We start from the raw sequence: 21482 nt of genomic DNA, 5'->3' as shown, positions 1-21482 counted from the left end.
CGATCGGGTGGGGGTGGCGACGCGGGTGCGGCCGGGGCCGCACCCGCGCGGTCAGACCTGTTGCCAGAGCGCCGGTACGTTCGGCGGCTCCCAGCCGGAGATCGCCGTGTGGGCCTGCCGGCAGCGGTACGTCAGGCCGCCGTAGGTGACCTGGTCGCCGACCTGGTACGCCCGGCCAGCCGTCCAACTGCCACCCGCCGGGGGCGGGGTCGTCGGCGCGGCGGTCGGGCTGGTGGTCGGTCGCGGCGTGGGTGAGGTGGTCGGCGCGGGGGTGGGAGTCGACCCGCCGCCGCCGATCTGCACGTCGATGCAGGAGTAGAAGGCGTTCGCGGTGTCGGAGATGTTCCACACGGCGAGGATCTTCTGCCGCCCGGAGAAACCGCCCAGGTTGACGGTGTGCGAGACCGTCGCGCCGGGCTGCTGCCCGTTGCCGTTGACCACGCCGACGCGGGTGTTGCCGATCCAGTACTCCCAGTTGCTGGTGGCGTGCCGGGCGGTGTTGACCCAGGTGAAGGTCAGCGAGCTACCGACCGACGTGGCCGGCCAGCCCCGGCTGTCGTCGTTGAGGACGGCGAACTGGGTGATGCCGGCGTTGCAGCTCTTGAGGCCCTTGGGCCCTTCGACGCTCTGCGGCTCGTACTTGATCTGCCCGCAGTCGGGCACCTTGCCCTGCGCGCAGAGCGCCTGCCGGCTCGGCGGAGCGGAGACGTAGCCGTGCGCCTGGGCGGGCGCGGCGACGGTGAGGGTGGCGGCGACAGCGCCCGCCGCCACCAGCGGGACGGTGATTCTTCGACGCATGGGGGCAGCTCCTTCTGCGGGTCCGGTGAGGTGCCCCCAAGGTAATTTAAACTTTATTAACAGTAAAGAGCCTCATCGATAAATACATCGATGGTGACGAGTTGACCTCTCACAGTCGCAGCAGGCTGCCGCTGTCGTCCACGCCGTCGGCGGTTTCGTCGTCGAGCCAGACGCCACCGGTGGCGAGGTAGCGGAAGCGGTACTCCCCCGGGCCGAGCCGCACGGTCACCGTCCGGGTGCCGTCGCGGCGGGCCACCAATTCGTGCCGACCGGGCTCCCAGTCGTTGAACGAGCCCACGACGCTCACCGGACCGGGCGGCGCGTCCCGGGGAAGGCAGAAGGTCACCCGGGTCTGGCTGCCGAAGAGCTTGTTGCGTTTGATCATGGCGATCCTCCGGGGGTCACGGCGGTTCACCTGGCCTAACGCACGACACGCCGACGCCGACACGCCGCCCGGCCGGGCCGACTGGCGGTAATTCGCCCGCCGCCGCCCAGCCTGGGGCACCCTGGGATCACATGTCCTGATACGGGGGGTTCCTGTGGCAACCTGCGAGGTCTGCGGCAACGACTACTGGATGGCGTTCGAGGTGCACACCGTCAGCGGCGACGTGCACACCTTCGACTCCTTCGAGTGCGCGATCCACCGCATGGCGCCCATCTGCGAGCATTGTCAGGTCAAGATCGTCGGCCACGGCGTCGAGGTGAACGGCCGGTTCTTCTGCTGCGGGCACTGCGCCCGGGCGGTCGAGGGCGCCGAGGGCGCCGAGATCCGCGACGCCGTCGGCGCGCGTCCCGCCTGACCACCCCGGCGCGTACGACCTCCGGACCGTCCGCCCTACCATCGGTGGGTGCACCCGCAGACCACTGAGATCCGGACCGCCCTTTTCGCCGAGTTGGACGCCCGCACCTTTCATGACCTGCTCAAGCTGCGCATCGACGTGTTCGTGGTGGAGCAGAACTGCCCGTACCCCGAACTCGACGGGCGGGACGTGGAGCCGGGCACCCGACACCTCTGGTCGACCGACGACGGCGCTCTGATGGCGTACCTGCGGATTCTGACCGACCCGGACGGCCTCGCCCGGATCGGCCGGGTGGTGGCGGCCCCGGCGGCCCGCGGTGGCGGGCACGCCGGCCGGCTGATGGCGGCGGCACTGGACCTCATCGGCGACCGGCCATGCGTGCTGGAGGCCCAGTCGCACCTGGTCGCGTTCTACGCCCGACACGGCTTCACGGTCAGCGGCCCCGAGTACGTCGAGGACGGCATCCCGCACACCCCGATGCGCCGAGACGCGCAACCGGCTGCCATTGACGTCTGACGATCAACCTGGCATCGTGCCGGATAGAGCCATCGCGGGAGCCAGCGAGTAGGCACGGGAGCGGGCAACTCCCGGCAGTCCGGGTGTCGTCGTCCGACCTCATCCCCCCGGGGGCTCCATGTCCACAATCGCCCGAACACCACGCGTGCTCCGGCCGCTCGCCGTCGCGGCAGCCGCCACGCTCCTGTTGACCACGGCGCTGAGCGTCTCGCTGGTCCCCTCCGCCTCCGCTCACGGCTCGGTCGTCGACCCACCTTCGCGCAGCTACAGCTGCTGGCAGCGCTGGGGCGGTGACTTCCAGAACCCGCGCATGGCCACCGAGGACCCGATGTGCTGGCAGGCCTGGCAGGCCGACCCGCAGGCCATGTGGAACTGGAACGGCCTGTTCCGGGAGGGCGTGGCCGGCAACCACCAGGGCGCCATCCCCAACGGTCAGCTGTGCAGCGGCGGACGCACCCAGAACGGCCGCTACAACGCCATGGACACCGTCGGCGCCTGGAAGACCACGTCGGTGGCGAACAGCTTCCGGCTGCGCTTCTTCGACCAGGCCAGCCACGGCGCCGACTACATCCGGGTGTACGTGACGAAGCAGGGCTTCAACTCGACCACCCAGCCGCTGGGCTGGAGCGACCTCGAGTTGGCCGGCCAGATCGGCAACACCCCGGCGTCGCAGTGGACCAGGGAGGCCGATGGCGTCTCCATCCAGATCCCGGTCAACGCGACGGGACGGACCGGCCGGCACATCGTCTACACCGTCTGGCAGGCCAGTCACCTGGACCAGTCGTACTACCTGTGCAGTGACGTGGACTTCGGTGGCGGCTCGACCCCGCCGCCCACCACCCCGCCGCCGACGACGCCGCCCCCCACCACGCCGCCGCCCACCACTCCCCCGCCGACGACGCCGCCGCCGACGACTCCCCCGCCGACGACTCCCCCGCCGAGCACCCCGCCGCCGGCCGGCGCCTGCACGGCGACGTACCAGATCACCGGGCAGTGGTCCGGAGGCTTCCAGGCCGAGGTTAAGGTCACCGCCGGGGGCTCACCCACCAAGGGCTGGTCGGTGAGCTGGAACTACAACAACGGCCAGCAGGTCGCCTCGTCGTGGAGCGCCACCGTCACCACCAACGGCACCCTGGTCACCGCGCGCAACGTCAACTACAACGGCACGCTGGCTGCCGGGGCGAGTACGACATTCGGTCTGCTCGGCTCGTGGAACGGCAGCAACCCGGTTCCGCTGGTCTCCTGCACGGTGACCAGTTGATCCCCGTCCGGTGCCGCACCCGGGCGGGGGCGCGGCGCCGGACGGCGGAAATGCGGTGGTGCCCGGCGATCCGTCCGGGCACCATCCCCGCATGATCGACATCTTGGTGCTCATGCCCGACGACTGGCCCACGTGGCGGAAGCTGCGGCTGGCCGCCCTCGCCGAGGCACCGGAAGCGTTCGGCTCACGGCTCGCCGACTGGCAGGGCGACGGCGATCGCGAGCAGCGCTGGCGCGACCGGTTGAACATCCCCGGCTCACTCAACCTGGTGGCCGTCCTGGCCGGGCGTCCGGTCGGCATGTCGAGCGGTGTACCCACGTCGGACCCGCTGACGCGGGAGCTGATCTCGATGTGGGTGCACCCCGACGCTCGCGGCAGCGGCGTCGGCGACCGCCTGGTGAACGAGGTGGCGCACTGGGCCCAGAAGCGCGGCGCCGAGCGGTTACGGCTCTCCGTCAGGGTGGACAACGCGCGCGCCAAGTCCCTCTACCACCGCACCGGCTTCCGATTGACCGACGAGCCAGGTGACCTCATGCCCGACGGCGTACGCCGAGAACAGATCATGATCCGCCCCCTGCACCCCACCCCGTCGCCCTGACAGAGAAACCGCGTCCCCCGCGCCGCCCTCATCGAGCCCCGTGCCGCGCCGTCACCCCCGTGCCGCGCCGTCACCCCCGCACCGACTCGTCGATCATGGAGTTATAGAGGTCGACAAAGCACCCATGGACGGGTAAACCAGGCACCACCACTCCATGATCGACGGGGTCGGGCAGCCCCGTGCGGCGATCTTGCACTTTCGGTTGCCGGATCGCGGCCTATGTCCCCGTTCGTCGCGACAGAAAGTGCAAGATCGCGGGAGCGGGGCGGGGCGGGGCGGGGCGGGGTTGGGTTGGGTGGGGTGGGGTGGGGTGGGGCGACGGGCGGCAGGGGTCAGACCAGGCAGTTGACGATCTCGGCCACCGAGCGGCGGCGGCCCGTGTAGAACGGGACCTCCTCGCGGACGTGGCGGCGGGCGCCGGAGGCGCGCAGATCCCGCATCAGGTCGACGATCCGGTGCAGCTCGTCGGCCTCGAACGCGAGCATCCACTCGTAGTCGCCGAGCGCGAACGAGGCGACCGTGTTGGCGCGTACGTCCGGGTAGCCGCGCGCCATCTTGCCGTGCTCGGCCAGCAGCTCACGCCGCTCGGCGTCGGGCAGCAGGTACCACTCGTAGGAGCGCACGAACGGGTAGACGCACAGGTAGGGGCGAGCCTCCTCGCCGGCCAGGAACGCCGGGATGTGGCTCTTGTTGAACTCCGCCGGCCGGTGCAGCGCCATCTGCGACCACACCGGGGTCAGCGCCCGGCCCAGCGTCGTACGCCGGAACCGCAGGTACGCATCCTGGAGCGCGTCGCTCGACGCCGAGTGCCACCAGATCATCACGTCCGCGTCGGCGCGGAGGCCGGCCACGTCGTACACGCCCCGGATCACCACGTCCTTGCCGGCCAGCTCGTCGAAGAGGGACTCGACCTCGCCGGTGACGTTGTCCCGCAGCGACGGCAGCGGTCCGCTGGCCCGGAACACCGACCACATGGTGTAGCGGATGCTGTCGTTCAGCTCCCGCAGTCGGGCCGCGTTGGTCTGCTCGGTCATGTCGCCGATCCTCCCAGTGCTGTGATGATCTCGTCGGCCGCCGTCTCGCCGGAGCGGACGCAGACCGGTATGCCGACACCGTCGTAACCGGCGCCGGCCAGGACCAGGGTGGGGTGCGCGGCCCGCAGCGCGGTCCGCGCGGCGGCGACCCGGTCGGCGTGCCCCGGGGTGTACTGCGGCAACGCGCCGCCCCACCGCTGCACGTGCCCGTCCACCGGTGCGGGCAGCGGCGTGTCGAGCACCGCCGACAGCTCCCGGTGCACGGTCGCGGCCAGGTCGGCGTCCGGGCGCTGGAGCTGCGCCTCCTCGCCGTACCGGCCCACCGAGGCGCGTACCAGCGCCAGCCCGTCCGGCCGCCGCAGGTGCCCCCACTTGGTGGTGAAGAACGTCGCCGCCTTGATCAGCAGCCCCTCGGTGCTCGGCACCAGGAAGCCGGACAGCTCGGGCAGCGGCGGCTGCGGCAGCGCCAGGGTGACCAGCGCGACGCTCGCGTAGTCCAGCTCGCCGACGGCCGAGGCGGCCTCCGGGGCCGGCCCGGCGAGCAGGCGGGCCGCCGGCCGGGCCGGCACCGCCAGGACCACGGCGTCCACGTCGATGCTCGCAGGGTCGCGGGTCGGGCCGACGGTGAGCCGCCAGCCGCTGTCGGTCCGGGTCACCTCGCGCACGGCGGCGTCCCGTCGGATCGTCGCGCCGCTGGCCGTCACCGCCGCCTCGACGAGGGTGCCCAGGCCGCCGGCCAGGGTGCCGAAGACCGGGGCGCCGGGCGCGCGCGGGGCGGCGGCCTGCGCGGCCCGGACCGCGCCGACCAGGGTGTGCTCCACCCGCGCCGCGCGGGCCAGCGCCGGCATCGTGGTGACCAGGGACAGGTCGTCGGCGCGGCCCGCGTACACACCGCCGAGCATCGGGTCGACCAGCCGGTCCACCACCTCGTCGCCGAAGCGGGAGCGGACCAGCGCGCCCACCGAGACGTCCGCGTCGGGCCCGACCAGGGGCTGGCCGCCGTCGACGTCGGCGTCCGCCGCCGGCCGCGCGACCGTCGCCACCCGATCCAGATCCCCGGGTACGCCCACCAGCGTCCCGCCCGGGATGGGGCGCAGACCCCCGTCGACCACCAACGCGGCCTGCCCGACGGTGGGGTGCACGATCCTCTCGGCCAACCCGAGCCGGCGGGCCAGCGTCACCGCCGCGCTCTCGGCGCCGGTCGGGTCGCGCATCAGGAATGACTCGGCGCCGAACTCCACCGGTCCACCGGCCAGCGAACCGGTGCGCAGCTTGCCGCCCAGCGCGCCGGACTGCTCGTACACCGTGATCTCGGTGCCCTCCGGCGCGCGGTCGCGCAAGCGGACCGCGGCGGCCAACCCGGCTATCCCGCCGCCGACCACCGCCACCCGCCAGGGCTGCCGCATCGCCTTCTCAGCCCTGGTCGGCCCGACGGCTGGACACCTCGTGCACCAGCGCGACCACCCGGGTCAGCACGTCCGGGTCGGTCTCCGGCAGCACTCCGTGGCCGAGGTTGAACACGTGCCCGGGGGCCGCCCGGCCCTGCTCCAGGATCCGGCGTACCTCGGCCTCGACCACCGGCCACGGCGCGAGCAGCACGCACGGGTCCAGGTTGCCCTGCACCGCCTTGTCCGATCCGATCCGGCCGGTGGCGACGTCAAGTGGCGTACGCCAGTCGACGCCGACCACGTCCGCGCCGGCCTCGCCCATCGCGCCCAGCAGCTCGGCGGTGCCCACCCCGAAGTGGATGCGCGGCACACCGGCACTCGCCAGCCCGCTGAGCACCTTCGTCGAGTGCGGCAGCACGTAACGGCGGTAGTCGGCCTCGGAGAGCGCGCCGGCCCACGAGTCGAAGAGCTGTACGGCGGACACCCCGGCCTCGATCTGTACCCGCAGGAAGGCCAGGGTCACGTCGGCCAGCCGGGCGCAGAGCGCGTGCCACAGCTCCGGATCGCCGTACATGAGGGCCTTGGTCCTGGCGTGGGTCCGCGACGGACCGCCCTCGACGAGGTAACTGGCCAGCGTGAACGGCGCGCCGGCGAAGCCGATCAGCGGGGTGTCGCCCAGCTCGACCACGAGCTGTCGGACGGCCTCGTCCACGTACGGGACATCGTCCCGGCTGATCGTGCGGATCCGCTCGACGCCGGCGGCCGTACGGATCGGCTCGGCGACCACCGGGCCGGTGCCCGGCACGATGTCCAGGTCGATCCCGGCCGCGGCGACGGGCACCACGATGTCGCTGAACAGGATGGCCGCGTCCACCCCGTGCCGGCGCACCGGCTGGAGGGTGATCTCGGTGACCAGCTCCGGGCGGCGGCAGGACTCCAGCATCGGCACGTTGGCCCGGATCTCCCGATACTCCGGAAGGGAGCGACCCGCCTGGCGCATGAACCAGACCGGGGTGTGCGGGCCGGGCCGACGCCGGCACGCCCGGACGAAGGGCGAGTCGGCCGGGCCGCCGGGGCGCGGGTGTCCGTCTCGGGCGGCAGTGCCCGTGGTATCCGTGGTCATCGCCGCAATCGTGCCACGCCGCCCGCCTCCGACCGGGTGGGGGTGAGAGGAAGGGCACGTTCCCCACTCGGGCGCCCCTTCGCGAGTGTCGGCGCGCCGTCGAAGCGGGCGACCCCACGGCGGCATAGGCTGCCGACATGGCCCCCCCGATCGCGCTCCCGGAGACCTTCGCCCGCGCGGTCGCCGGGCTGCGATCGTCGGCGCCCCGGCCGGAGATCACCCTGGAGGAGGTCGGCGCGCCCCAACGGCTCGCGCCGTTCACGTTCGCGCTCTCCGCGACGGTGCTGCGCGACGGCGACGAGGTGGCCACCGGGCGGCTGATCCTGCTGCACGACCCCGCCGGGCACGAGGCGTGGCAGGGCACCCTGCGGTTGGTCACCTACGTGACGGCCGAGTTGGAGGTCGACCTCGCCGCCGACCCGCTGCTGCCCGGGGTCGGCTGGACGTGGTTGACCGACGCCCTCGACACGCAGGACGCCCGTCACCGCGCGATCGGCGGAACGGTCACCCAGACCATGTCGACCCGGTTCGGTGACCTGGCCGGCCCGCCGACGGCCGGCGACATCGAGATCCGCGCCTCCTGGACACCCGTCGACGACAATCTGGCCCCCCACCTGCTCGGGTGGTGCGCCCTGCTCGCCTCGACGGCCGGCCTGCCCCCGCCCGGGGTCACCGCGCTCGCCGACCGCCGACCGGCCGCCACCGCCTGAGAGCTGGGGTGGCGGCCGACGCGACGGCGGATCAGAGGTAGTTCTCCGCCTCGTCGCAGACCTTGTCGAGGCCCTTCATCGCCGCGTCGTACTGGCCCTTGTTGCCGGCCGCCGCCGCGCCCAGCGCCGTGGTCAGCTTGTCCAGGCAACTGGCGATGACCTTCTTCTGCCGGGCCTGCTCGTCACGGTCGTTCCGGGTGCCGGTCAGGTCCTGCTCGGTGTTGTCGAGCTTGTCCTGCATGACCTGCAGTTCGGTCTTGAGCCGGCCGATCTCGGTGGTGTTGGCCGCGATGGTGCCGTCACGCTGGCTGACCTGGGCGTTGAGGCGCTTCTCGGTCCGGTTCAGCTCGTTGTTCTTGGTCACGAACAGCCCGGTCATCACCCCGCTGACGAGGAAGAGCAGCGTGGCCACCAGGGCCAGCACCAGCACCGCACGGCTCCGCCGCGGGGCCGGCGCAGCGCCGTAGGGGGCCATACCGGGCGGGCCCGACATGGGCTGCCCGTACGCCGGACCGGAGACCGGCGGGCCCGACATGGGCTGCCCGTACGCCGGACCGGAGACCGGCGGCGCGGACATCGGCTGCCCGGCGTACGGCGGGGCGCTGGCCGGGTAGGCGGCCGTCTGGCCGGCGCCGTACTGCGGGGCGGCCTGGCCGGCGCCGTACTGCGGGGCGGCCTGGCCCGGGGCGTACTGCTGCGGCGGCACGGGCTGGCCCGCGGCGTACTGCTGCGGGGCGGGCTGAGCGGCCGGGTACTGCACGGTCGGTTCGGTGCCGGTCGGCTGGGGCGCTGCCGCGTGCGGCACCGTCGCGTCGACGTCGGGCGCACCGGCCGGCGGGGTGGCGGCCGGCGGCGTCGGCGCGGCGGGCGGGGTGCCCTCCGGGCCGGTCGGTGGCTGGGACATGTCTTCCTCCAGGTGAGCAGGTCCTCCGCCGGTGGGCGCGACGGACCGGATACAGCGTCGGGATCGCCCGGGGCCGAGGCCCCGGACGGGTTGGGGAACGGCCGAAAGGGCCGTGGCGTGGCGCGAGCGGCCGGGGCCGCCGGTCAGCAGATCTTGAAACCGTCGCAGGCGACCTTGATCGGTACGGCCAGCCCGATGCCCTCGGCGTCGCGAGCCTTGGCGGTGGCGATGCCGACCACCTGCTTGCTGCCGTTGATCACCGGGCCGCCGGAGTTGCCGGGGTTGATCGGCGCGTCGAACTGGATGGCCGGGCCGGAGCCGCCCTGGGCGGCGCGCAACGCGCTCACCACACCGGTGGTGACGCTGTCCTCCAGGCCGAGCGGAGCGCCGACGACGACGATCTGCTGGCCGGACTTGACAGCGGTGGGCGCGGTGACCAGGCCGCTGAACTTGCCGGTCGTCCGCAGGTGCGCCACGTCGTTGGTCTTGTCGACCTTGACGATGGTGGCCGGGAAACGCTGGTCCGTGCGCTCCAGGAAGACCTCGCGTCCGCCGCCCTCCCACACCGCCTCGACCACGTGGAAGTTGGTGAACAGGTTGGTGCCGCCGCCGGCCGCCGGCTTGCCCACCGCGAACGCGCTGCCGGTGAACTGGCCGGCCCGTACCCGGAAGACGCTGGGCAGCACGGCGCTGGCGACGGCCTCCGGGTTGAACGCGGCACCGGCCTGCTTCTCCAGGGCGTCCGCGCGCTTCTCCAGGCCGTCGAGGCGGGCGCCGTCCTTGTCCTGGGCCTGTGCCAGCCGACCGTCGGTGGCGGCGAGCCGGTCACCGAGCCGGTCGAGCTGGTACGCCTGCACGCCGGCCACGGCGGCCAGCGCGACGACGAGCACCGTGGCCAGCACGACCGGCCAGCGGCGTCGGCTGGGTCGCACGGGCGGCGGGGTGACGCCCGGCCAGCCGGGTTGACCGGCGGGGTACGGCGGCGCGCTGGCCAGGTCACCGGCGGGCGGGTAACCGCCGCCGTGTGACGCGGGAGCGCCCGGGGCGTACGGTCCGGCGCCGTACGGCCCCGCCGGGTAGGGCGCTTGTCCCGGCGGCGCGGCGGGCGGGCCGGCCGGAACCGGGCCCTGGCCTGCGCCCTGGCCCCACTGCCCGCTGTTGGGCGGCGCCGACCAGCCGGTACGGGGCGCCGGAACGGCCATCGGTTGCTCGGGGCCTCCCGGCGCGGCGGACCAGGTGGCGCCGGCCGGTGGATGCGGTTCGATGCGCGGGGGCAGCGGACCGGGCCGTTCGGCGGCTGAACCGCTCATGCCGTCCGGGTCGGCGCCCATCGGTCGCCCGTCACCCGAACCGAAACCAGCCGTCATGGTCGTCTTGCCCTTCCCCGTGATCTCCCCGTGCGACCGTCGTCCCGGATGTCACCCGATCGGGGCCGACGGCTCGATGGACCGTACCTGCGTGAACGGGCTTTGTCTCCCCCGATGTCCGGCATCCGAAAGGACACCTTGCGGACACCTGGCCGACACACGCCGGACCGGCTGCGCACGCGGGATCGGCGCGCGCACTAGGGTTGGCAGGTGACCGACGAACCACCCCTGCGCCGTCGGCCCACCGCAGAACCTCCGGGCACCGCACCCCAGCACCCGCCGTCGGCCCAGCCGCAGCCGGCGGGCGAGGGGCCCGACCCGACCGACGGTGGGCCCGTTCCGCTGACCGCCCCGCGTGACGGCACCCCCGAACCAGTGGCCACCCCGGCCGAACTCGCCGAGGTCGTGGCCCGGTTCGCGGCGGGCACCGGCCCGGTTGCCCTCGATGCCGAGCGCGCCTCCGGCTACCGCTACAGCCAGCGCGCGTACCTCGTGCAGCTACGCCGCGAGGGTGCCGGCACGGCGCTCATCGACCCGCTGCCGCTGCCCGACCTCAGCACCCTGGACGCGGTGATCGGCGAGGCCGAGTGGGTGCTCCACGCGGCCAGCCAGGATCTGCCGTGCCTGGCCGAGGTGGGGCTGCGCCCACGCCGACTCTTCGACACGGAACTGGCCGCTCGGCTGGCCGGGTTCGAGCGGGTCGGCCTGGCCGCGCTGACCGAGCAGCTACTCGGTTACACCCTGGAGAAGCACCACTCGGCGGCCGACTGGTCGAGTCGTCCGCTGCCCGAGTCGTGGCTGACCTACGCCGCGCTCGACGTGGAGATGCTCACCGATCTGCGCGACGCGCTCGACGCCGAACTGGCCCGGCAGGGCAAGTCGGCCTGGGCCGCCGAGGAGTTCGCCGCCCTGGTCCGTACCGGCGCGCGCCCGCCCCGGGTGCGCGCGGAGCCCTGGCGGCGCACCTCCGGCATCCACCGCGTCCGAGGAGCGCGGGCCCAGGCCCGGGTCCGTTCCCTGTGGTACGCCCGGGACCAGATCGCCGCCCGACGGGACGCCGCGCCCGGTCGGGTGCTGCCCGACTCGGCCATCGTCGCGGCGGCCGAGCTGGACCCGAAGGACGAAAAGACGCTGCTGACGCTGCCCGGTTTCGGCGGCCGATCGGTCCGCCGGCTGGCCCGCACCTGGCTGGCCGCGCTCGACACCGCCCGGGAACTTCCGGACGACGCCCTGCCGGTCACCCCGACGGTGGAGGGTCCGCCCCCACCGCACCGGTGGGCCGAGCGGGACCCGGTGGCGGCCGGTCGCCTGGCCCGCTGCCGGGAGGTGGTGGTCCGCCTCGCGGGCGAGCACAACCTGCCGCCGGAAAATCTGATCACCCCGGATTCGGTACGTCGCCTGGCCTGGACTCCTCCCGAGGAGATCACCGAGGCGGCGGTGGCCGAGACACTACGTGGCTTCAACGCCCGGGAGTGGCAGATCGACCTCCTCAGCGCACAGCTGACCGAGGCCCTGTCTCCCAACCCCATCCCCTGACCCTCCCTCGCGCCCCGGAACACCGCCCGGAACGCCGTTGATCATGAAGTTGTTGCCACTGGCATCGGCGTGTCCCGACAACAACTTCATGATCACCGAGTCGGGCGGGCCGGGCGGGTCGGGCGGGGCGGGGCGGGGGCGCGTGTTTGTGGGGTGGGCCACAGTGGGGCGTCGGGACGGGGTTGGTTACTGGCGAGTAGCATTCCGGGTGACGTGCCCCGCCCGGCCGACGCTCGTTCGGTCCGGAGCGCCGCCTGGCGGCGCGGAGGCCGAATTGTGGTCGATAAGGAGGCTCAAGTGCCCCGTGAAGTTCGGGATGTCGTCTTCGTCGACGGCGTCCGTACCCCATTCGGCAAGGCGGGTGGCATGTACGCCAACACCCGCGCCGATGACCTGGTGATCCGCTGCATCCGGGAACTGCTGCGCCGCAACCCGCAGCTCCCTCCGGAGCGGGTCGAGGAGGTCGCCATCGCCGCCACCACCCAGATCGGTGACCAGGGCCTCACCATCGGCCGGACGGCCGCCCTGCTGGCCGGCCTGCCCAAGACCGTCCCCGGCTTCGCCATCGACCGGATGTGCGCCGGCGCGATGACCGCCGTGACGACCGTGGCCAGCGGCATCGCCATGGGCGCGTACGACGTCGCCATCGCCGGCGGCGTCGAGCACATGGGCCGCCACCCGATGGGTGAGGGCGTCGATCCCAACCCGCGCATCATCGCCGAGAAGCTGGTCGACCCGTCCGCGCTGGTCATGGGCGCGACCGCGGAGAACCTGCACGACCTGGTCCCGCACATCACCAAGGAGCGCACCGACGCGTTCGCGCTCGCCTCGCAGCAGAAGACCGCCAAGGCGTACGCCAACGGCAAGCTCCAGGACGACCTGGTGACGATGTCCGTCCGCGACGCCGAGGGCGCCTGGGGTCTGGCCGGAGTGGACGAGGCGCCTCGGGACACCTCGATGGAGAAGCTCGCCACCCTCAAGACGCCGTTCCGCCCGCACGGCAAGGTCACCGCGGGCAACGCGGCCGGCCTGAACGACGGCGCCACCGCGAGCCTGCTCGCCGACGAGGCCACCGCCCGCGAGCTGGGTCTGCCGGTCGCCATGCGGCTGGTGTCGTTCGGCTTCGTCGGGGTGGAGCCGGAGGTGATGGGCGTCGGCCCGATCCCCTCGACGGAGAAGGCGCTGCGCCTGGCCGGGCTCAGCATCGACGACATCGGCCTGTTCGAGCTGAACGAGGCGTTCGCCGTGCAGGTGCTCGCCTTCCTCGACCACTTCGGCATCGCCGACGACGACCCGCGGGTCAACCCGTGGGGCGGCGCGATCGCCATCGGCCACCCGCTCGCCTCGTCCGGCGTACGGCTGATGACGCAGCTGGCCCGCCAGTTCGCCGAGCACCCCGAGGTCCGCTACGGCGTGACCGCCATGTGCATCGGCATCGGCATGGGCGGCACCGTGATCTGGGAGAATCCGAACTGGGAGGGTGGCGACAAGTGAAGGCATCGAACGAGGTCGTCACGAAGGCGCTGCTGCGTCAGGTGAACGTGCCGGGACTGGACCGTCCCGCCGCTCTGATCACCCTGGACAACGGCTTCGACCACACCAAGCCGAACACCTTCGGCCCGGCCGGGCTGGCGAGCCTGGACGAGGCGATCAGCGCCGCGCTCGCCGCCGACCCGGCGTTCATCGCGGTCACCGGCAAGCCGTACATCTTCTGCGTGGGCGCGGACATCGTCGGCCTGCCGCAGCTCGCCGACCGCGCGCAGGCGCTGGAGATCGGCCGGCTCGGTCACCGGGTCTTCGCCCGGCTCAAGGACAGCAGCGTGCCCACGTTCGCGTTCGTCAACGGCGCGGCCATGGGCGGTGGCCTGGAACTGGCGCTGCACTGCCACTACCGGACGCTGTCCGGCGGCGCGGCGGCCCTGGCCCTGCCCGAGGTCTCCCTCGGTCTGGTGCCCGGCTGGGGCGGCACGCAACTGCTGCCGAACCTGATCGGCATCCCCGCCGCCACGCAGGTGATCATCCAGAACCCGCTGATGCAGAACAAGATGCTCAAGCCGAAGCAGGCCGCCGAGCTGGGCATCGCGGACGTGCTGCTGGAGCCGGCCGACTTCCTGGAGCGCTCGCTCGAGTGGGCCGCCGGTGTGGTGCGCGGCCAGGTCACGGTGACCCGGCCCGAGGTCGACAAGGACATGTGGGCGGGGGTGCTCTACTTCGCCCGGGAGACGCTGAACCAGCGGCTGCACGGCGCGGTGCCGGCCGCGTACAAGGCGTTGGACCTGTTGGAGACGGCGAAGGACGCCGACTTCGCCGCCGGTACCGCCGCCGAGGACGAGGCCCTCGCGGACCTGGTCTTCTCCGAGGAGCTGCGCAGCGGCCTGTACGCCTTCGACCTGGTGCAGCGGCGGGCCAAGCGGCCGGCCGGCGCACCGGACAAGGGCCTGGCCCGGCCGGTCACCAAGGTCGGCATCGTCGGGGCCGGCCTGATGGCCAGCCAGTTGGCGCTGCTGTTCGCCCGCCGCCTCCAGGTGCCGGTCGTCATGACCGACCTGGACCAGTCCCGGGTGGACAAGGGCGTCGGCTACGTGCACACGCAGATCGAGAAGGCCGTCACCAAGGGCCGGATGGACAAGGGTACGGCCGCCAAGCTGTACGGCCTGATCAGCGGCACGACGAAGGCAGAGGCCTTCGCGGCGTCGACGCCGGGCCAGCTCACGTCGTTCGCTGACTGTGACTTCGTCATCGAGGCGGTCTTCGAGGACCTGGGCGTCAAGAAGCAGGTGTGGGCCGAGCTGGAGAAGATCGTCTCTCCGGATGCGGTGCTCGCCACCAACACCAGCTCGCTGTCCATCACCGAGATGGCGGCGGAGCTGGAGCACCCGGAGCGGGTGGTCGGCTTCCACTTCTTCAACCCGGTGGCCGTGCTGCCGCTGCTGGAGATCGTCCGGGGCGAACGCACCGACGACGCCACCCTGGCCACCGCGTTCGCCGTGGGCAAGCAGCTCAAGAAGTCGAGCGTGCTCGTCAAGGACGCCCCGGCGTTCGTGGTGAACCGGCTGCTCACCCGCTTCCTGGGCACCGTCTTCGCCGCCGTGGACGCCGGCACCCCACTGGACGTCGCGGACAGCGCCCTGGACCCGCTGGGCCTGCCGATGCGGCCGCTCGCCCTGCTTCAGCTCGTCGGACCGGCCGTGGCGTACCACGTGGGCGGCACCCTGCACGCGGCGTACCCGGACCGGTACAGCGTCAGCGAGAACCTGAAGCGCATCGCCGACTCGGGTCAGCCGCTCGTGGTCGACGACCAGGTCAACGCCGAGGTCGCCAAGCTGCTCGTGGTGGGCGACGCGCCGCTGACCGCCGAGCAGGTACGGCAGAACGCGCTCGACGCGCTCGCGCAGGAGATCCGGCTCATGCTGGACGAGGGCGTGGTCGCCGAGGCGCAGGACATCGACCTCTGCATGATCCTGGGCGCCGGCTGGCCGTTCCACCTGGGCGGCGTCACGCCGTACCTGGACCGCACCGGCACCTCGGAGCGGGTCACCGGCCGGCGGTTCCTGCCGCGCGGGGCGGCGAGCCTGCCCGCCTGAGAAATCAGCTCCACCGTCGCGGTGGCCGGACCGTCCCTCGTGGACCGGGCCGGCCACCGCGACCGTTTCCGGGGCGGTCGCGGTGGCCGACGGGACCCGGTGGGTACGGCAGGGGTGGCGTCGCCGGGTTACGATCACGCGTTTCGCACCCCATCCTGGAGCTGACTGATGTCCCAGCCACCGGCCAATCCCTTCGGCCCGCCGCACGACTCCCCCATCCCGCCGCAGCAGCCGGGCCAGCCGGCGCCGTACCAGCCGGGCCAGCCGGCAGCGCCGTACCAGCCGGGGCCGCCGGCAGCGGAGCAGCAGCCCGGCCCGCCGCAGCCCGGTTGGCCGCAGCAGCAGGGCTTCCCGCCCACGCAGCAGCCCGGTGGTTGGCCGCAGCAGGCGGGCATCCCGCCGCAGCCGGGCCAGCCCTACGGTGGCCCTCACCTGGCTGGTCCGCCGCCGAAGAAGTCGAACGTCGGCAAGATCATCCTGATCGTGCTGGCCGTCGTGCTCGTGCTCTGCGTCGGCGGCGCGGCGATCACCTGGTTCGCGGTCAAGGACGAGGTGGGCGACGTCGTCGACGCCACCAGGACCCGGGTCGTCGCGCCGGCCACTCTCGCCGGCCGGGCCAAAAACACCGACCCGCAGTTGCAGACGGTCGCCGACCAGATGGTCACCCAGATGAAGTCCGAGGTGCAGAACGAGACCAGCACGGTCGGCGCGTTCTACGGCGACCCGACCAAGCAGGACCTCGTTCTGATCGCCGCGGTGTCCGGCGTGATGTCCGACCCGAAGAAGGAGCTGGACGAGGCGGTGACCGGGCTCTCCAGCGAGCTGTCGGTGACCAACATGGCGGCGGTCGAGGCGGGGCCGCTGGGCGGGGACGCGCGCTGCGGCGACGGCAAGGCCGAGAGCGTGCCGCTCGGCGTCTGCGTCTGGGCCGACCGGGGCAGCGTGGGCATGGTGGTCATGTACTTCAAGACCGCCGCGGAGGCCACGGCCGAGTTCGTCAGCATCCGGGGTCAGATCGAGCAGCGATCCTGACGGAGTACGACCGGGCCCCGGCCACCCTCGGGTGGTCGGGGCCCCGCCGTTCCGCTGACGGCGTCGCGCGGGCGCCCCGCCACCGCGACGATCTCCGATCTGGTGGATGTCCATTACGGACGTTTAGCGTCTGTCGCGTCATTGATGCCTGCATGAGTATTGGAGTACGACAGTGGGCTCAACCATCATCCGACGCGGCGTCGCCGCAGCGGCGGGCGTCCTGCTCGCGTCCGCGCTGCTGCCGATAAACGCACAGGCCGCGCCCCCCGGCGTCAGGGTCGCCGAGGCGGCGAACTCGCTGCGGGCGAGTCTCGGCGCGGAGGGCATCGTCGAGATCGACCGCGACACCGCGACGCTGCGGCGGCTGGCCCGGCTCGACGGTTACCTGACCAAGCCGAGCGCCGCCGCTCCCGAGCGGATCGCCCGCGACTATCTGGCGGCCCACCGCTCGGTCGTCGGCCTGACCGCCGCCGAGATCGCGGCCCTGCGGCTGCGCAAGGACTACGTCGACATCGAGGGCACCCACCACCTGAGCTTCGTGCAGCGCGTGAACGGCGTCGACGTCGTCGGCAACGGTCTCAAGGCGCACCTCACCAGGGACGGCCGGCTGATCGCGGTCGACGGCGTACCGCTGGCCGGGCTGCCCGCCACGCTCGGCGCGGCGCGCGTCGACGCCGTCGCCGCCCACCGGGCCGCGGTACGCACCGTGTCGGGCACGACGGCGGCGACCGTACGCTCCCGGACCACGTCGTCCGCGACCTTCTCCGACGGCGGTCGCGCCCGCCAGGTCGTCTTCAACACCAACGCCGGCCCGAGACTGGCGTGGGAGGTGATCGACATGGACGGGGGCTACCTCAGCGTGGTGGACGCGGCCGACGGCGGCGTCCTCTTCCAACGGAGCATGGTGGCCAACCACCACGCGACGACGTGGCAGAACTACCCGGGCGCCCCGGTCGGCGGAACCCAGCGCCCGGTCGACCTGAACAGGTGGTTGCCGCCGAACGCGACAAGGCTGGAGGGGAACGTCGGGCACGTCTACTCCGACGTGAACGCCGACAACGTCGCGCAGGCGTCGGAGGAGGTGACGCCGAACGCCGCGAGCAGCTTCGACTTCCCGTTCACGAACTTCTCCGACCAGGTCGGCGCCCCGTGTTCGGCGCAACGGCAGTGCTCGTGGAACCCGGCGGTGCCGTACTCGTGGCAGACCAACCGCGAACAGAACGCGGCGCAGCTCTTCGCCTTCCTGGGCACCTGGCACGACCACCTCGCGGCCGCGCCGATCGGGTTCACCCGGGCGGCCGGCAACTTCGAGGCGGTCGACGGCGACGCGGTGGTCGCCGAGGCGATGGACGGCGCGGACACCGCCAACGGTCTGCCGGACAGCGACCACGACAACAACGCCAACATGACCACCCCGCCGGACGGCATGGCGCCGCGCATGCAGATGTACCTGTTCGTCAAGTCGGCAAGCGTTCTCGCCGGTAACTCGGGAGACACCGCGGACATCCTCTACCACGAGTACACCCACGGACTGTCCGACCGACTGGTGGTCGACGCCAACGGCAACTCGACCCTGATCAGTGCCCAGGCGCAGGCGATGTACGAGGCGTGGAGCGACTGGTACGGCCTGGACTACCTGGTCGACAGCGGTCTCGAGCGGGACGACGCCATCGACGGTGACGTGCGCGAGGGTGACTACATCCTGGGCGGCCGTTCGGTGCGCAGCGAGGCGATGGACTGCCCGGTGGGCAGCACCGAGCCGGTGTGTGCCGGCAACCCCGCCGCGGGCTCGGGCGGCTACACCTACGGCGACTACGGCAAGATCCGCAATTCGTCGACCGTTCCGGGGACCACCGAGCCGGAGATCCACGCCGACGGTGAGATCTGGGCGCAGACGCTCTGGGACCTGCGTGCCGCGATCGGTAGCCGCCTGGCCCGCTCCCTGATCACCCGGGCGATGGAGCTGTCCCCGGCGGATCCGTCCTACCTGGACATGCGTGACGCGATCCTGCTGGCCGACCGGGTGGTGAACCACGGTCGCGGGCAGCGGGAGATCTGGCGGGTCTTCGCCGCCCGCGGGATGGGCGTGCACGCGAGTACGGACGGCGCCGGCGACACCACTCCGACCGAGGACTTCTCGGTGCCCCGGCGCTGACGCGCCAGCCCGGGTACGGCGGGACGTCGAGACTGCGGCGTCCCGCCGTACCGATGCCCTAGGCTGCCGGGTTGTCCGGCCCCGCCGGTGTCGCCGCCCGCTCGGCGGCGCTGCGCAGCACGCAGAACTCGTTGCCCTCCGGGTCGGCCAGCACCACCCAGCCGGCGCCGTTCGACCTGGTCTGATCGTCGATGAGGGTCGCGCCGATGCCGAGCAGCCGCTCGACCTCCTCGGCCCGGGTCCGGTCGGCGGGCTCCAGGTCCAGGTGCAGCCGGTTCTTCACCGCCTTGCCCTCGGGCACGGCGATGAACAGCACCTCCGGCCCACCCGGCGGCAGGAGCATCGCCTCCGGGTCACCCGGGAAGTCGTCCGGCTGCATCGGGCAGTCGAAGACCTGCGACCAGAAGCCGGCCAGGGCGTACGTGTCGGAACAGTCGAAGCTGATGTTGTGGATCCGAGCACTCACTGTTGGGTCTCCTCACTGGCTGCGCGCGTCCGTTCGCCGGCGCTGCGCAGCACGCGGAACTCATTGCCCTCCGGGGTCGGCCAGCACCAGCCAGCCGCCACCGTCGGCGCCCAGCACCGCAGGCCAGAAGCCGGAGAGGGCGTACGTGTCGTGGCAGTCGAAACTGATGTTGTGGATCCGTGGATACACGGGTCCCTCCGTTACCGGTGGGGGCGCCCCGCGCAGGTACGGGTCAGCCGGCGGTGCGGGGCGCGGTTGTCATGACGATGGACATCGGTCCGCACCCCCTTCCTCGCTCTCGAGCTGACCCCGCGATCTTCGCACCGGGCGGCGGGGGTGGCAACCCCGGCCGGGCGGCGGTCAGCGCACCGGTTCCCGGACGTCCGTCGCCGCCGGCACCGCGTCGGCAGCGGGCAGCGTGACGGTCACCTCCAGGCCACCGCCGGGTTGGGCGACCACCCGCACCGTTCCACCGTGCGCCTGACAGACCGCGCGGACGATCGACAGCCCCAGGCCGGAACCCCGCGCGCCGGTGCGTTCCCGGCCGCCGCGCCGGAACGGCTCGAACAGCCCGGGTACGTCGGCCTGGTCCACCTCGAACCCGGTGTTGCCGACCACCAGCCACGAGCGGTCGCCGTCGGTGCCCGTCCGCACCCAGAGCCGACCGTGCAGGTGGTTGTAGCGGACCGCGTTCTCGATGAGGTTGCCGGCCAACCGGTCGAGCAACCCCGGGTCGCCGACGACCGGCGCGGCCTGCAGCGACGTCTGCACCCGCAGGCCGATCCGCTCGACCTCGCGGCGCATCGCGGACAGCGCGTTGGCGGTGCCCGTCGCCAGGTCGCACTCGCTGCGCCGGCCCAGCCGCCCCCCGGCCTGGGCCTCGCTGCGGGCCAGCACCAGCAGCGCGTCCACCAGGCTGTTCGCCCGCTCCGAGGCGTCCCGGACCACGGTCGCCATCCGGCGGTACTCGCCGGCGTCCGCGTCGTCGTCGCTGAGCGTCACGTCGATCTCGGTCCGCATGACGGCGAGCGGGGTACGCAGCTCGTGCGAGGCGTTCGCCACGAAACGCTTCTGCGCCTCGAACGCGGACGCGATCCGGTCCAACATCGCGTCGAACGTCTTCGCCAGCTCGGCCACCTCGTCGTCCGCGCCCGAGTAGCCGATGCGCTGGTCCAGGGTCGCCTCGCCGAGCCGCTGGGCGGTCGCGGTGACCTGGTGCAGCGGTCGCAGCGCCCGGCCGGCCACCGCGTACGCGCCGGCCACCCCCACCACGCTGATCGCCAACAGCGCGACCAGGCCCTTGGCCAGCAGCTCCCCGGAGGCGGCGTCGACAAGTTCCCGCTGCCACTGGGCCGCGTCCATCCTGCCGCCGTCGGAGAGCACCACGGTCGTGCCGGGCAGCAGTTCGTCGGTGGGTCGCAGCGCGTCGCGGACCAGCAGCCAGGCCAGCACCACCAGAATCGCGCCCGCGCCGACCAGCAGCACCCCGTTGAGCAGGGTCAACCGCAACCGCAGGGTGGGCCGCAGCCGTCCCGGCCGCTTCACGGCAGCACCTCGGCCGTGCGGTAGCCCGCCCCCACCACCGTCTCGATCAACGGCGGGTCGCCGAGCTTCTTGCGCAAGGTCATGACGGTGACCCGGACGATGGTGGTGAACGGGTCGGTGTTGGCGTCCCAGACCCGCTCCAACAACTCCTCGCTGGACACCACCGCGCCGCGCGCCTTGAGCAGTTCGCTGAGCACGCCGAACTCCTTGTTCGTCAGGTCCATCGGCACGCCGGCGCGGGTGGCGACCCGACGGGCCGGATCCAGCACCAGGTCGGCCAGTTCGAGCACCGGCGGCGCGGCCGGGGTGGCCCGCCGGCCCAGCGCCTGCACGCGGGCGACCAGCTCGTCGAACGCGAACGGCTTGGGCAGGTAGTCGTCCGCGCCGAGTTGCAACCCCTCCACCCGGTCGGCGACCGTGCCGCTCGCCGTCAGCATGAGCACCCGGGTCAGCGCCCCGGAGGCGGCGAGGTCGGCGCAGATCTGGTCGCCGTGCACGCCGGGCAGGTCGCGGTCGAGCACCACCACGTCGTACCGGGTGACGAACGCCGCCTCGTGGCCGGCGTCGCCGTCGTACGCCACGTCGACCGCCATGCCCCGCTTGCGCAACCCGCGCGCGATCGCGTCGGCGAGGTTGCGTTCGTCCTCCACCACCAGTACCCGCAT

The 21482-nt window shown here is 72.7% G+C and carries 21 protein-coding genes; 10 read left to right on the top strand and 11 right to left on the bottom strand.

The window, feature by feature from the left end:
• Positions 1 to 51: 51 nt before the first annotated feature.
• Positions 52 to 798 (bottom strand): lytic polysaccharide monooxygenase, encoded by a 747-nt coding sequence (locus ACQPZK_RS08155; RefSeq protein ID WP_433537694.1) that lies wholly within the window; start codon positions 796 to 798, stop codon positions 52 to 54.
• A 109-nt stretch (positions 799 to 907) separates the two neighbouring features.
• Positions 908 to 1183: an isoamylase early set domain-containing protein gene (locus tag ACQPZK_RS08150; RefSeq protein ID WP_433537693.1), complete on the bottom strand. Its 276-nt coding sequence runs from the start codon at positions 1181 to 1183 to the stop codon at positions 908 to 910.
• A 154-nt stretch (positions 1184 to 1337) separates the two neighbouring features.
• On the opposite strand from ACQPZK_RS08150, the gene ACQPZK_RS08145 reads away from it, so the two are divergent.
• From ACQPZK_RS08145 to ACQPZK_RS08130, 4 genes are all read left to right on the top strand, one after another.
• Complete coding sequence (locus tag ACQPZK_RS08145; RefSeq protein ID WP_355051720.1) at positions 1338 to 1598, top strand: Prokaryotic metallothionein; 261 nt, start codon at positions 1338 to 1340, stop codon at positions 1596 to 1598.
• A gap of 48 nt (positions 1599 to 1646) precedes the next feature.
• A complete protein-coding gene (locus tag ACQPZK_RS08140; protein WP_433537692.1) occupies positions 1647 to 2114 on the top strand; it encodes a GNAT family N-acetyltransferase in 468 nt (155 codons plus the stop codon).
• Between the two features lie 118 nt (positions 2115 to 2232).
• Entirely contained in the window at positions 2233 to 3375 is a 1143-nt protein-coding gene (locus ACQPZK_RS08135) for a lytic polysaccharide monooxygenase auxiliary activity family 9 protein (RefSeq protein ID WP_433537691.1), read from the top strand.
• A gap of 91 nt (positions 3376 to 3466) precedes the next feature.
• Entirely contained in the window at positions 3467 to 3973 is a 507-nt protein-coding gene (locus ACQPZK_RS08130; RefSeq protein ID WP_433537690.1) for a GNAT family N-acetyltransferase, read from the top strand.
• 332 nt (positions 3974 to 4305) lie between these two features.
• Here ACQPZK_RS08130 and hemQ read toward each other — a convergent pair whose 3' ends face one another.
• Genes hemQ through hemE form a run of 3 tightly spaced genes read right to left on the bottom strand, consistent with a single transcriptional unit; the run spans position 4306 to position 7518 of the window.
• Positions 4306 to 5007: a hydrogen peroxide-dependent heme synthase gene (gene hemQ, locus ACQPZK_RS08125; RefSeq protein WP_421475255.1), complete on the bottom strand. Its 702-nt coding sequence runs from the start codon at positions 5005 to 5007 to the stop codon at positions 4306 to 4308.
• Complete coding sequence (gene hemG / locus ACQPZK_RS08120) at positions 5004 to 6413, bottom strand: protoporphyrinogen oxidase (RefSeq protein ID WP_433537689.1); 1410 nt, start codon at positions 6411 to 6413, stop codon at positions 5004 to 5006. The genes hemQ and hemG overlap by 4 nt, the downstream gene beginning before the upstream one ends.
• A 7-nt stretch (positions 6414 to 6420) precedes the next feature.
• A complete protein-coding gene (gene hemE / locus ACQPZK_RS08115; RefSeq protein ID WP_433537688.1) occupies positions 6421 to 7518 on the bottom strand; it encodes a uroporphyrinogen decarboxylase in 1098 nt (365 codons plus the stop codon).
• A gap of 137 nt (positions 7519 to 7655) precedes the next feature.
• Between hemE and ACQPZK_RS08110 the strand changes: the two genes are divergently transcribed.
• Entirely contained in the window at positions 7656 to 8228 is a 573-nt protein-coding gene (locus ACQPZK_RS08110) for a DUF3000 domain-containing protein (RefSeq protein WP_433537687.1), read from the top strand.
• 31 nt (positions 8229 to 8259) lie between these two features.
• On the opposite strand, the gene ACQPZK_RS08105 is transcribed toward ACQPZK_RS08110, so the two are convergent.
• Both ACQPZK_RS08105 and ACQPZK_RS08100 read right to left on the bottom strand, forming a co-directional pair.
• Positions 8260 to 9132 carry a hypothetical protein gene (locus ACQPZK_RS08105; RefSeq protein ID WP_433537686.1) on the bottom strand — a complete coding sequence of 291 codons (873 nt, stop codon included), beginning with the start codon at positions 9130 to 9132 and terminating at the stop codon, positions 8260 to 8262.
• 143 nt (positions 9133 to 9275) lie between these two features.
• Positions 9276 to 10499 (bottom strand): trypsin-like peptidase domain-containing protein, encoded by a 1224-nt coding sequence (locus tag ACQPZK_RS08100; RefSeq protein WP_433537685.1) that lies wholly within the window; start codon positions 10497 to 10499, stop codon positions 9276 to 9278.
• Between the two features lie 210 nt (positions 10500 to 10709).
• Between ACQPZK_RS08100 and ACQPZK_RS08095 the strand changes: the two genes are divergently transcribed.
• The 5 genes from ACQPZK_RS08095 to ACQPZK_RS08075 all read left to right on the top strand — a co-directional run bounded on the left by ACQPZK_RS08095 (position 10710) and on the right by ACQPZK_RS08075 (position 18806).
• The gene (locus ACQPZK_RS08095) at positions 10710 to 12035 is read left to right on the top strand and encodes a ribonuclease D (RefSeq protein WP_433537684.1); all 1326 of its coding nucleotides are present in this window, start codon (positions 10710 to 10712) and stop codon (positions 12033 to 12035) included.
• Positions 12036 to 12332: 297 nt separating this feature from the next.
• Complete coding sequence (locus ACQPZK_RS08090) at positions 12333 to 13529, top strand: thiolase family protein (RefSeq protein WP_433537683.1); 1197 nt, start codon at positions 12333 to 12335, stop codon at positions 13527 to 13529.
• Positions 13526 to 15619, top strand: a complete 2094-nt coding sequence (locus ACQPZK_RS08085; RefSeq protein ID WP_433537682.1) for a 3-hydroxyacyl-CoA dehydrogenase NAD-binding domain-containing protein — start codon at positions 13526 to 13528, stop codon at positions 15617 to 15619. Before ACQPZK_RS08090 ends, ACQPZK_RS08085 begins: the two co-directional genes overlap by 4 nt.
• Before the next feature lie 168 nt (positions 15620 to 15787).
• Positions 15788 to 16651, top strand: a complete 864-nt coding sequence (locus ACQPZK_RS08080; protein WP_433537681.1) for a hypothetical protein — start codon at positions 15788 to 15790, stop codon at positions 16649 to 16651.
• Between the two features lie 172 nt (positions 16652 to 16823).
• Positions 16824 to 18806, top strand: a complete 1983-nt coding sequence (locus tag ACQPZK_RS08075) for a M36 family metallopeptidase (RefSeq protein ID WP_433537680.1) — start codon at positions 16824 to 16826, stop codon at positions 18804 to 18806.
• A gap of 58 nt (positions 18807 to 18864) precedes the next feature.
• Here the strand turns inward: ACQPZK_RS08075 and ACQPZK_RS08070 are convergent, their stop codons facing one another.
• The 4 genes from ACQPZK_RS08070 to ACQPZK_RS08055 form a co-directional block, all read right to left on the bottom strand.
• Entirely contained in the window at positions 18865 to 19272 is a 408-nt protein-coding gene (locus ACQPZK_RS08070) for a VOC family protein (RefSeq protein WP_433537679.1), read from the bottom strand.
• 60 nt (positions 19273 to 19332) lie between these two features.
• Positions 19333 to 19461 (bottom strand): hypothetical protein, encoded by a 129-nt coding sequence (locus tag ACQPZK_RS08065; RefSeq protein WP_433537678.1) that lies wholly within the window; start codon positions 19459 to 19461, stop codon positions 19333 to 19335.
• A 171-nt stretch (positions 19462 to 19632) separates the two neighbouring features.
• Positions 19633 to 20817, bottom strand: coding sequence for a sensor histidine kinase (locus ACQPZK_RS08060; RefSeq protein ID WP_433537677.1), 1185 nt, complete (start codon positions 20815 to 20817; stop codon positions 19633 to 19635).
• The gene (locus ACQPZK_RS08055) at positions 20814 to 21482 is read right to left on the bottom strand and encodes a response regulator transcription factor (RefSeq protein ID WP_396802942.1); all 669 of its coding nucleotides are present in this window, start codon (positions 21480 to 21482) and stop codon (positions 20814 to 20816) included. The genes ACQPZK_RS08060 and ACQPZK_RS08055 overlap by 4 nt, the downstream gene beginning before the upstream one ends.

This window comes from Micromonospora sp. CA-249363 (assembly GCF_050950185.1).
Classification (GTDB): Bacteria; Actinomycetota; Actinomycetes; order Mycobacteriales; family Micromonosporaceae; genus Micromonospora.
Note: the sequence above shows the minus strand (reverse complement) of the source record. Positions and strands in the feature narration are given on the sequence as shown.